Genomic DNA, 11,395 nt, shown 5'->3' with positions numbered 1-11,395 from the left:
CCGACGACCGCGTCGACGCCCCGGCGGCCGGCACGACCGCGCGCGTGGCGAGCCGGACACGAGAGCCTGTGCGCCGTGGGACGACCCGGTCCCGGGCGAGCCGCCCATGTCCGTCGAGGGGATCGTCCCCCACCGGCAGATGTACGTCGAGATCGCCGGGGACCATCCCGACCCGACCGAGGCATCCGACGTGAGCGACGTGTGGTGGGCCGGGTTCGACAGGACCGAACCGAACGGGACACCCCTCACCCCCCACCACGCCCGCCGGGACACGCCGCCGCTCAGCCGGTCGACCACGTCTTGCTCCGGCGTGACCCCGAAGCCTCGGACACCTGAGCCGACGCCCTCCCCGCCCCCGACCACTTCGGCCACGCCGCCGGGCCGGTCGACGCCGCCCCGCACATGAGAAGTCGCTGTGAGTCGGGACAACAGGATCTCGGACCCTTGCATGAAACGTAAACAAAAGGAAACGTTTCGCTGAACAAGACTTCCGCCGTGCCCCTGACGCACCACTCCCGCCGAGAGGGCACCCAGAAAAACGGCAGCCGCTCACCAGCGCCGCACACCGAGGACGTACATGCAGGGAATACGCCGGCTTCCCCTTCCGGCCGGGCTGCGCAGACTCGCCCGGACAGTACGTCGCCGCGGCGGGATCCCGCCTCAACCGGGACCCGCCGGGCCGGAACGCACGGCCGACACGTCCACGCGGCGCGGCCGGGCCGCCGACCGCGAGGAGGAACTGCTGGCGACCGTACCGAACCTGGTCCGCCACCGCGGCCGGCTCGCCCTCGTACGGGACGACCTGCTCCCCGCCGATGCCCGCGACGCCAACCTCCGCTCGCTCGCCGAGGCCCTGGAAGCCGCCGCCGTCCCCTACGGGCTCGTCCCCGACGGCCGGCTCACCCACCGGGTGGCCATCGCCCCGGGCGACCGTGCCGCCGCTCTGAAGGCCTGCGCCGCGGCCTTCGCAGGGCTCCCCGTCTACGCCCGCCTCGTCACCGCCGACGGCGAGACCGGGGACGTACGGGTAGACGTACTGGCGGAGGACCTTCCGGCAGCGGTCGACACCGCCGAGGCCGTCCCGGTCCCGGGCGACGGCGACCGACCGACCGGTAAGGCCCCGCGCCCCGCCCACGTCCGGGCCGTACGCCTCCACCACCCGGTCGTCACCTCCGGCCGGACCCTGACCTACGGCCCCGAGACCGGCTGCGACCTGGAGTTCTGGGAGGCCCCGGACTCCGGCGAAGGCGCCATCGCCACCCTGCGCGAGACCCCGTACGGCTGGTGGGTCCCCTCCCTGACCGCCTCGGCCACCCACCGGGTCGGCGACCGGGACTACCCCGTCGTCGACTGCTTCTCGGGCCGCTTCCCGGACGACATCGAGTTCCCCGTCGACGCCGTGATCACCTGGGTGGACGCCGCCGACCCCGCCTGGCGCCGACGCAGGGACCGCGCCGCGCGGGCCGCCGCCACCTCCGGCACCGGCCGCGACACGGGCATCGACCTCGCGGACAACCGATACCGCGACCGCGGCGAACTCCGTTACTGTCTGCGCTCCATCGCCGCCTACGCACCCTGGATCCGGCACGTCTTCCTCGTCACCGACGACCAGGCCCCCGACTGGCTCGACACCGGCCACCCCCGCATCACCGTCGTCGACCACCGCGAGCTCCTGACGGACCCCGACGCCCCCGAGGTGTTCAACTCCCACGCCATCGAGAGCCGGCTGCACCACATCCCCGGCCTGGCCGAACACTTCATCTACTTCAACGACGACATCCTCCTCGGCCGCCCCCAGCGCCCGCAGGACTACTTCCTGCCCTCCGGACTGCCCAAGGTCTTCCACGACCGGCGTGCCGTCGACCCCGGCAGCCGAGCCGGTGACGACGTCTTCACCTCCTCGCAGAAGGTCACCCGGCAGGCCGTCGAGGAGACCGTCGGCCGCACCTATCCGCACATCCTCGCCCACACCCCCTACCCCCTCACCCGCTCCCTCTTCACCCACGTCGAGGAGCTGTTGCCCGGCCGGCTCGCCGCCACCGCCCGCTCGGTCTTCCGCAGCACCGACGACCTCGCCCCCGTCACCCTCGCCTCCCACCTCGCGCTCGCGCGGGGCCACGCGGTCGAGGGCCACCTCGTGCACACCTACGTCAGCACCGCGCACCACGACGTGATCGAGAAGCTGCCACCGCTGGCCGCCGAGCGCGGCCACGACGCGTTCTGTCTCGCCGACGACGAGGACGCACCCACCGAGGCCGCGGACCAGGCCGCAGACCGGTCCGGACTCACCGCGACGCAGCAGCACAACATCGTCGCCGCCTTCCTGGAGGCCTACTTCCCGGTCCCCTCCCCGTTCGAGCGGCCGCGGCCGCAGCCGCAGCCGTAGCCGCCCCGTACCCAGGGCGCCAGGAGCGTGCCTCGGCCGGGACATCGCGAGGGGCCGTCACCGACCGGTGACGGCCCCCGACACCGCCGGTGCGCGCAGCCGCGTCGACCTCAGCCGGCGGTATCGGCTTCCGCGCCGGCGAAGAACGCGTCCGCGACGGCGCGGGCACGGTCGATGTCGGTGAGCGGTTCACCGATGATGCGCCCGGCCAGCGCGGTGGCCAGCCCGAGGACGTGCTCGCGGAGCTCCGCCTCGGCGATCACCCGATCGGCCTCCAGCTGCACGGTGGCCGCCGCGACCATGTCCTCGCGCGCCTTCTGCCCCTCCGAGCGAACGGCGGCGAGCAGGGCGACGCCCTCCTCGTGCGCGGCCTGGCGGATCCGCGAGGCCTCCTGACGGGCGGCGCTCAACTCCGCCTGGTACTCGGCACGGACGCGCCGCGCCTCCGACTCGACCGCCTCGGCCCGTTCGAGCGTGCCCGAGGTGGCCTCTTCCCGCTCGGCGAGGGTCTTGTCGATCCTCGGAAGGAGAACCATGGCCAGAGTGGCGAACACCGCGAAGAAGACGACGAGGCCGACTATGAGCTCGATGAAATTCGGTTTCAGGGGTCCCATGATCGAATCATAGCCGCGCGCCCTATCGGCCCCGCTTCGCATCATGGCGGCTCGATGGCCTGAAATCGCTTACCGGACACGACATATGAGCAAGTGTCAGTTAACACCTCCTTCCTCGTCGCCCTGTTCGCCTGCGACGCGTCCGAAGGCGAACAGGACGGCAAGCCTTCGCCGTCCCGGCGGGAAAGGAACCCGACCCACGAAGGAAATTCACACGTACTTACCCGGGGACGAGGCGACCGAAGACCTCACGACAATTTCCTTCGATGCGTCGAGGCGGAGCTCGGACTCGGACGTCGAAACGGATGCGCCGATCGTCACCGAACTCGACCGTGAACTCCGCCCGAGCATTCCGGAGGACCCGGTGGCGCCCGAGAGCGCCCCCTGCTCGCCCGCCGACCCGCACCATCGTGGGGCGGGCTGCTGCCGTCGGGTCCGTGGCCCGGGGGCGGCGGTCTGAGCGCCGGTGCCGGGGGCTCGCCGGACGGCCCCGGGGTCCCCGGCCGGGGAGGAGGCCGGGGTGCGGGCTGTCCGGGTGCCGTACGGATCCGGGCGGCAGCCCGTCGTGCGGGCGGGCCTGCCCCGTGACGCCAGGGGGAGGGGTGTCACGGGGGCGGGGCCCGCTCCGGAAGCCCGACCCCCCAAGGGCGTGGCCTCCGACATGTACGCGTCTGACCCGGCTCCCGTTCCCCAAACGCCCTTCGCTTCAACAGTTCTGAGAGGACGTCGAGCCCGGCCGCTCGCAGGCTCGCGTGCGGAGCCACTTCATTGCTGTTCAGCGCGCGGAAGCGCGCTCCGCTCCGGATGCCGCGCGACCCGGGCCGCCGCACGCTGGGGGTATGGCGGACCAGACGGAGATCGTGATCCATCCCGTGTCGCCGCAGGGCGGGCGCAAGGTCACCGTGCACGCGCTCGGCGTGGACGCGGACCTCGGCCGGGCGTTCACGCCCGGGGACGTGTCGGAGTTCCTGCGCCGGGCCGGCCTGGAGGATGTGGACCTGTCCGAGGACGGGCCGATCCGGTGGGAGGGCGGCGGCCCCGACGTGTGGACCGGCGACATCTGACCCGACCACCGCTCACCCCTCCGCCACGATATGTAGCCGAGGTGATGCGGAATGGGTTCGGGTCCGGTCCCGGTCCCGGTCCCGGCTGCGGACGTCGGGCCGGGCCGGTGGTCGCGTGGTTCACGGCGCCGGGGGGCCTCTCAGGCTCCTGGTTTGCGCGGCGGACTCTGACAGGTCAGGTCCCTCGCGGGGAGCCGGCCCGTGGTGAGGTAGGTGTTGACGGGGTCGTTGGCGCAGGAGGTGGGGTCGGTGAGGTACACGCCGTGGCCCTGCCCACCCTTCGCCAGCACCATCCGCGAACCCTTCAGGGCGCGGTGCAGCCCCTGACCGCTGCTGAGCGGGGTCATCGGATCCCACTCGTTCTGCACGGTCAGCACCTTCGCCTGGTGCGTCATGGGCGTCGCGGCCTCCAACGGCCGCTGCCAGAAGGCGCAGGGCTTGATGTTCGACGCGAAGTCCCCGTACAGCGGGTACTTCACCTTGTCCTGGGCCGCGTCCCGAGCGTACTGCTCGGGGTCGCGTGGCCAGTTCTCCGTGTCCCCGCACACCACGGACCAGTAGACGGCGGTGGCGTTGTCACCGGGGGTGGCCGGGGCGGGTCCGTCGCCCGGGGCGGGGGCGGCCGCCGTGTCGGTATTCGGCCCGGTGGCCACCCTGCCGCCGGCGAGGAGCCTCTTCACGTCCGGCACCCCGGCGTCCGTCGGCAGGGGTGTCCGCTCGGCCGCGGCCTTGAGGGACCTCGTGATGATCGAGGCCTCGACCGGGGAGTAGAACACTCCCGGGTCCCGGATGTCGTCACCCGTGACCTTCTGCCCGAAGTAGTCGATCGGTTCCCGGTCGGCGCGCGCCACCAGGGCCCAGAACGTGTCGGACACCGCCTCGGGGGTCGCGCCGAGGCCGTATTCGGCCGAGCGCTCCGCCGCCCAGTGCGTCCACCGCTCGAAGGCCGGCCCGGAGCTGGTCGCCCACACCTGGTACATGCCGCGCCAGATCCGCTGCGGGTCCACCCCGCTGTCCAGCACGAAGCGGTCCGTCCGCTGCGGGAACATCTGGGAGTACACCGCGCCGAGGTAGGTCCCGTACGAGTAGCCCAGGTACGAGATCGTGCGCTCGCCCAGCGCGGCGCGGATCACGTCCATGTCGCGGGCCGTGTTGCGGGTGGTGATGTACGGGAGCACGTCACCGGCCTTCTCACGGCACTTGTCCGCGACGTTGCGCGCCCACGCCACGTCCGAGGCGAAGCGCTCGGGCCGGTACGCCCCGCCGATGCCCGTCTCGGTCTGGTTCAGCCCGCAGGTGATCGGGCTGCTGGCCCCGACGCCGCGCGGGTCGAAGCTGATGAGGTCGTAGCGGTCCCGTACGTCCTTGGGCATCTCCGTGCTCATCCGCATCGACCGGTAGAGGCCGGTGGTGCCGGGTCCGCCCGGGTTGAGGAGTATGACGCCGTGCCGCTTGGCCGGGTTCTCGCTCTTCACTCGGGATATCGCGAGGTCGATCGTGGGGCCTTGGGGGCGCTTGTAGTCGAGCGGGACCTTGAGGGTCGCGCACTCGTAGGTCGCCGGTTTGTCTGCGCTGCAACGGTGCCAGACGGGCTTCTGTCTCATGTACCCGGGGGTGGGCTGGGCGGCGGATGCCTGGGGAACGGCCAGCTGGGACAGGGTGGTTGCGATGAGTCCGGCGGTGGCTAACAGCGGTACGAGGCGCTTCATACGTGCGGTGTCCCCTTCTGTCGGAGATTGCGTGCCTGCCCACCGTGTCGCACCGGTGGGCGGGTCGAATCCCTCGTAAGGGCCACTCCTTGTACAACTCACGTACCATGCGATATTCGGACAGTTGGCCGACATGCATCAGTGGACCCGACGGCACGTCGGCCGGACCGCGCCAGTCCGACAGAGGACCGGCTTGTCCCGCCGGTCCACCGATGCGGCGGCTGCGCCTGGACGTGACCACGAAGGACGTGCCCCGGTGCGGTGAGGGGCCGGCCGCGGCCGGCGGGCCGGATGGGGTGCAGTGGCGTTTCGGGGGCCGGGAGGTGACGTGAGCCGGCGGCGTGCCGTGTCAGGAGAAGAAGAGAACTCCACAGCCGGTGGCGCAGCCGGATCCGTTCTGCGAACCGCCGGCCCCACCGGAAACCCCGCCCAGGCCGAATAACCCCCGCCGGACGGTGAGCGGTTCAGCAGCCCCAGTCAACGGAACCGCTCGGTGGACGACCGCCCGGCCTCGCCTCAGAACGACACGTCGATGTAGTCGATGTCGGTGAATTCGACTCCGAGCTGGTCGGCGCGGGTTCCGCCGTCCTTGAAGTAGATGTCCTGCAGGCCCTCGGCGACGATCGCGCGCAGTTCCGGATCCTGGGCACCGTGCTGCTGGGCGTCGAACAGGCGCTGCGCGTAAGCCGGGGGGAGGTGGACGGTGAGGCGTCGCATGCGTCCGTCGTCGGTGGTGCCGACGGGCGCGGTGTACCCGAACCGTGCCCGCGTCTCCACCGTGATCCCGGTGCGGGTGGCGGCTTCCTTCCGGCGGCGGATGCGCACCACAGGCTGCCAGCGGGCCCGTACGGCGGTGTCGATCCGGTCGGTGATCGCCGTGGGCGGGGTTTTGCGTTCCCCGGTGCGGTAGCGCTCGACGGAGCGCTGGCTGACGCCGAGCTCGGCGGCCACGGCCTTGGTGGTTTTCAGCTTGCCCATCAGGAAGTTGATGCGCCCCTTCAGCGTCTTGGGCGGCTCCCGCGTGAAGGTCTCGTGGTCCGCGCGTTCCAGGGCGTCGTCGATGTCCCCCACGGTCTCTACTCTCCTTCGTCCGTGACGGCGTCGCCGCCCTTGATGTGCCGGGCCGGGTTGAGCCCCTTCTCCATGAGGTCGACGGCCCACGCCATCTCCTGGACGCCTTCGACCTTGGCGAGGCCGGGCGTGGTCCCGAGGCGGAAGGCTCCGGGGAGGGGCTTGCCGGAGGTGGTGTACGGCAGGAAGTCGAGCGGGGACGGTCCGGGGCTCGCGTAGACGACGCAGTCGGACAGCACACCGAGCGGGTACCGGCCGGTGACCTTCGCGACGTTGGCCATCTTGCGGTGCATGTTGACCCGCGCCTTGGCAATGACCGCAGCCCGGATGTCGGGCCGCCAGGTCGGCCGCTCCAGCGCCGGCCACCGCTCCCCGTCGCGGTAGTGGCGGCCCTGAGGGCGTTCGCGGAGCTTGCCGATGCCGCCCTTGACGGTCGCCTTGATCGCGGTGAGGACGGCCGCCATCCCGGGGTCGACGTCCTTGTGGTGCTCCATCGCGGCGAGGAACTGCCGGTCGTCCAGATCGGCGGTCACACCGAGGTCGGCGAGGGTGTCGGCGTAGGCGGTCTTGAGGCGGTCGTGCCACGGATCCAGGTACGCACCCGTCTCCCGCCGTAGGAACGCCTCGATGGGGGTGACATCGTGGCCGAGCTCCTGGGCGTAGGCGAGGGTGTGGGTCTGGTACCAGGCCGGCCCGGTCGGCCGCCGGCCGGACGGCGTGAACGGCGACGGCAGGCGCGGGTCCAGCTCGATCCCGGACAGGTCCACCAGCCAGCTGCCGGGGATCTTCTTGTTGAACTTCGGCGCGTGGAAGTGGTCGGGTGCGGACAGGCCGACGACCAGACGCGCGGCCGCGGCGAGGAACGCGGTGTTCAGGTCCAGGCCGACCGCGTACGGCAGCAGACACTCCTCATCCGACAGCAACTGCGGGTCCCGCACCCACTGGAACGCCTCCTCGTCCAGGAACCCACCCGTCCACCCCTGCGCGGCGGGATGTTCGGCCGGCGCCTCTGGCGGGGCGGGGTCCATCGGCTCGGTGCCGAGCGAGCCCGGGTTGTAAGCGGACTCCCACGCGCCGGTGGTCTCGTTCTTCACGGCGCGGGTCGGCGGCCGCAGCGCGGTCATCAGCTCCAGCCCGGAGGTGGCGGTGGAGCCGCGCGGGGTGATCACCCGGGCCGCATACGTAACCAGCACACGGGCGACCTCGGCCGGCCCCATCTCCGCCACCCCCGGCCAGGACCGCGCATCCAGCGCGTCCCAGGACAAGACGGCGAGCTGCACGCACTGACGCCGACCGGCCTGCGCGGGCCGGTAGATGCGCGCCCAGGGGCCGAAGCCGCGCTGCGTCAGCTTCCACTTCGCCTTCGCGAGCTGCGTGACGACCCGGTGGTCGTCCTCCAGGCGCAGGGAGCGCCGCTGCTCATGCCCCTCCAGCCGCTCGGGCAGGCCCAGCCGTACGGCGGCGGCCGCGGTGAGGACGACCAGCGGGTCGGAGTCCTTGCCGTTGCGGTTCAGGCGCGGCGTACCGAGCCCGGACTCCTTCAGCGTCCACTCCACCAACTGCGCAACGGTGGTGGCCGGGCAGTCCAGCACGATCCCGTCCACGCCGTACGCGCTCCCGTCACCGTCCAGGACCACGAGCGGCCCGTGGGGGAACCGCGGGTCGGCGGGCGTCTGCGGGGCGGCTTTCCTGGCCGGGCGGCGCGACGTCGCCGACGGCCCGGCCACCTCCACCGGCGCCTTCACAACCGGATCCGGTGCAGTGGCGACGGCGGCTGGGGCGCGCTCCGCGGGTTGCTCCACCGGGCCGGTGAACGCCTCCGGAACCGGAGCGGATCCGGGCACAGGGGCGGCGGCCGGCGCGGGGTACCGCTCGGCCCAGCCGTCCAGCAGCCGCAGATAGGCCTGCAGGCGCGGCGGGCGCGGCTCGGAGCGGCCGTTCTCCCAGTTCTTCACCGTCTGCGGCGTCGACTTCAACGCGGCCGCAAGCCGCGCCTGCGTGACACCGGCCGCTTCACGCAGTCGCGCCCGCTCCGCCGGAGACGGCAACTGCGGCTCGCCTTCCAGCAGTGCGTCCACCGCGTCGAACAGTTCTTCCTGGCTCGGCATGGCCCACCTCCACCCCGAACCCTAGCAAAATTAGCCCCATCTAGATGTTGGATTTAACCCTATCTGGTGTTGTGTTTTCGGGACGTGTCGCGAAGCCCGGTACCCAACTGCACTGGTTGTCGGGGCCGCCCGGGCATGGGCGCGTGCGTGGACGGGGCAGGGTCGCAGACGGGATCCGGCCAGCCTGTCCGCAGGGACGTTGGAGAGGGGTGCGCTGGTGTCTTGGGACTGGTGGGCGGTGGACTTCGGGGACGCGCACGCGGGCGCGGCGGGTGTACTGGTCGGCGGCAGCGAACCGGGCCCGGTGTACGGGTCCAGCGCGGTCCGTCGTGGGTGGCGACTTCCTCAACCACCACGGCCATCAGCAGGCCTTCGGCGCCGGAGGCGACATCGCGAACCAGACGGCCGAGTCACGGGTGAGCCTCGTGACCGAAGCCGAGGTCACGGCTCATGACCCGCTCCCGCCGCCGGTGGCGGTGATGGCCGGCGTCTCCTTCCCGCCCGCCTCGCCGGGGAGCGTCACGGCCAAGGTGACCGCCGACCGGGCCGCCGAGTCCGCAGGTCGGCCGGTCGGTGGCGATGTCGACGCCCGACGGCTCCTTCGGCACTGTCCCGCGCGGCCCGGTGATGTCGCCGCTCCCGGTGACCTCCTGGCGGTGGCCGCCGCTGAGGCCCCTGCCCTGCGCGACCGGAGAGCGGGTCGCGGGGAGCTCAGGCAGGGCTTGAGCGGTACGGAGGGCCTTTGCCTGCCGCGATTGCAACTAGATGGTCGGTCGTCTATTCTTTGGGTCGATCGTCTAGCGGGCCGGATTATGGTGCGGGCGGGGCTCAGCCGGATCGGATTGCACCGCGACCTCGCTCCGTGCTGCGGGTTCATGTACCCGTGCGGCCCTGGAATACAGGGAGTTGCCACACATGCGCGTCGAGATCTGGACTGACATAGCCTGCCCCTGGTGTTACATCGGCAAAGCGCACTTTGAGATAGGGCTTGCCGCTTTCACGCACCGTGATCAGGTGCAGGTGGTGCACCGGTCGTTCGAGCTCAATCCGCAGGCCGAGAACGGCACGGTACCGATCATCGACGCCGTCGCGGCGCAGTACGGGCGTACCCGCGAGCAGCAGATCGCCAGGGAGGAGCAGGCCTCGGCGCTGGCGCGGTCCGCGGGGCTTGCGTACCGCATCGGAGGACGCGTCTTCGGTAACACCTTCGACATCCACCGTCTCATCCATTTCGCCAAGACCCGCGGCCTTCAGGCCGAAATGCTGGATCTCGCCTTTCGGGCGAACTTCGCGGACGAGCGCTCGGTCTATGACAGGGGGACCCTGGCCGGCTTGGCCGTCGAGGCGGGGCTGAACGAGGCGGAGGCGCGAGAGGTGCTCGACAACCCGGATGCGTACGCCGAAGAGGTGCGGGCCGACGAGCGACTGGCTGCTGAACTGGGCGCGAGCGGTGTGCCCTTTTTCGTGCTGAACCGGCGCTACAAGGTCAGCGGCGTTCAGCGGGCCGAGATGTTCACTCGGGCACTGGAAGAGGCCTGGGCTGACCGATCAGCGGCTTAGACCGTGCCCTGTGCGGTGAGGCGGACGAGCCGTTTGTAGCAGCACAGGGCGGCGGCGAGACCGGGAAAGGCCAGGCAGTTGCGGGGGCGGGGCTCGTCGGTGGTTGAGTCGGCGGAGCCGGTCAGCCAGGACATGGTCCGCTCGATCACCCACCGGCGCCGCCCCAGCCGTTCGCTGGACTCGACGCCTTTGCGGGCGATAGCCCCCGATCCGTTTGCCGCGAAGCCATCTCGCAGTTCAGGGATGTCGTAGGCCGTGCAGGCATGCAGGCATGCAGGCGTTGAGGCTTGAAGTGGCGGCCGCGGTTGGGGGCGTGTCTCGTTGGGTGACCGAGCACCATAGGCTTCAAGGCCCGGCTGTCGTGGGTGTCGGCGGCCGAGACCCCGGCGACGGGCAGTCCGGCCGCGTCCGACAGGACGTGCATCCTGGAACCCGGTTCGCCTCGGCCCATGGGGCTCGGACCTGTGAGTGCGCCCCCCACTTTGGCCCGTGGGTTGAGTCGAGGACGACGCGGGAGGCCGGCGTCGTCGAGACGGTGCAGGATCTCCTCCTGCAGCCGGCCCCACGCTCCGGCTCTCGATCAGGTCAGGAACCGGTGGTGGGCTGTCGGCTTCCATATCTCGAAGCAGTGCGGCATCGCCCGCCGGGCACAGCCGCTGACCAGCACCTGGATGATCGCGGCGAACAGCGTCTCATCAGGCGTGTCCCGTGTGCCCGCCGCCTTGCGGCCGCACAGAACGGCGGGATCGACGGCTACACGATCTCCCACAACCCGTCCGGGACGATCCAGCTCCACGTACCCCACCCCATGAGCAACTCGACGTCGGCCCCACCACACGGCCCCAGCGCACCGATCGTGGCGTCGAGCTGGTCGGGGCTGCAG

The 11,395-nt window shown here is 71.3% G+C and carries 7 protein-coding genes and 2 pseudogenes; 4 read left to right on the top strand and 5 right to left on the bottom strand.

Going from position 1 to position 11,395, the window contains the following annotated elements; all coding sequences use genetic code 11:
* Together AB8A24_RS28850 and AB8A24_RS28845 are read left to right on the top strand one after the other, a co-directional pair.
* Window positions 1-406: pseudogene (locus AB8A24_RS28850) on the top strand (hypothetical protein); the annotation flags it as partial.
* Window positions 407-577: 171 nt separating this feature from the next.
* Entirely contained in the window at window positions 578-2,386 is a 1,809-nt protein-coding gene (locus tag AB8A24_RS28845) for a Stealth CR1 domain-containing protein (RefSeq protein ID WP_369478004.1), read from the top strand.
* A 110-nt stretch (window positions 2,387-2,496) separates the two neighbouring features.
* Here the strand turns inward: AB8A24_RS28845 and AB8A24_RS28840 are convergent, their stop codons facing one another.
* Window positions 2,497-3,000, bottom strand: a complete 504-nt coding sequence (locus AB8A24_RS28840) for a hypothetical protein (RefSeq protein ID WP_328959578.1) — start codon at window positions 2,998-3,000, stop codon at window positions 2,497-2,499.
* Window positions 3,001-3,839: 839 nt separating this feature from the next.
* Between AB8A24_RS28840 and AB8A24_RS28835 the strand changes: the two genes are divergently transcribed.
* Window positions 3,840-4,064: a hypothetical protein gene (locus AB8A24_RS28835; protein ID WP_266385344.1), complete on the top strand. Its 225-nt coding sequence runs from the start codon at window positions 3,840-3,842 to the stop codon at window positions 4,062-4,064.
* 140 nt (window positions 4,065-4,204) lie between these two features.
* Here AB8A24_RS28835 and AB8A24_RS28830 read toward each other — a convergent pair whose 3' ends face one another.
* The 3 genes from AB8A24_RS28830 to AB8A24_RS28820 form a co-directional block, all read right to left on the bottom strand.
* Window positions 4,205-5,668, bottom strand: a complete 1,464-nt coding sequence (locus AB8A24_RS28830) for an alpha/beta hydrolase (RefSeq protein WP_369478003.1) — start codon at window positions 5,666-5,668, stop codon at window positions 4,205-4,207.
* A gap of 621 nt (window positions 5,669-6,289) precedes the next feature.
* A complete protein-coding gene (locus tag AB8A24_RS28825) occupies window positions 6,290-6,844 on the bottom strand; it encodes an XRE family transcriptional regulator (RefSeq protein ID WP_369478002.1) in 555 nt (184 codons plus the stop codon).
* A gap of 5 nt (window positions 6,845-6,849) precedes the next feature.
* The gene (locus AB8A24_RS28820) at window positions 6,850-8,952 is read right to left on the bottom strand and encodes a helix-turn-helix domain-containing protein (RefSeq protein ID WP_369478001.1); all 2,103 of its coding nucleotides are present in this window, start codon (window positions 8,950-8,952) and stop codon (window positions 6,850-6,852) included.
* Between the two features lie 915 nt (window positions 8,953-9,867).
* Between AB8A24_RS28820 and AB8A24_RS28815 the strand changes: the two genes are divergently transcribed.
* Entirely contained in the window at window positions 9,868-10,512 is a 645-nt protein-coding gene (locus AB8A24_RS28815) for a DsbA family oxidoreductase (RefSeq protein WP_328959574.1), read from the top strand.
* On the opposite strand, the pseudogene AB8A24_RS28810 reads toward AB8A24_RS28815, so the two are convergent.
* A pseudogene (locus AB8A24_RS28810) lies at window positions 10,509-11,322 on the bottom strand (transposase). The gene AB8A24_RS28815 and the pseudogene AB8A24_RS28810 overlap by 4 nt on opposite strands.
* Window positions 11,323-11,395 lie beyond the last annotated feature (73 nt).

The organism is Streptomyces sp. BF23-19 (assembly GCF_041106355.1).
GTDB lineage: Bacteria > Actinomycetota > Actinomycetes > Streptomycetales > Streptomycetaceae > Streptomyces > Streptomyces virginiae_A.
Note: the sequence above shows the minus strand (reverse complement) of the source record. Positions and strands in the feature narration are given on the sequence as shown.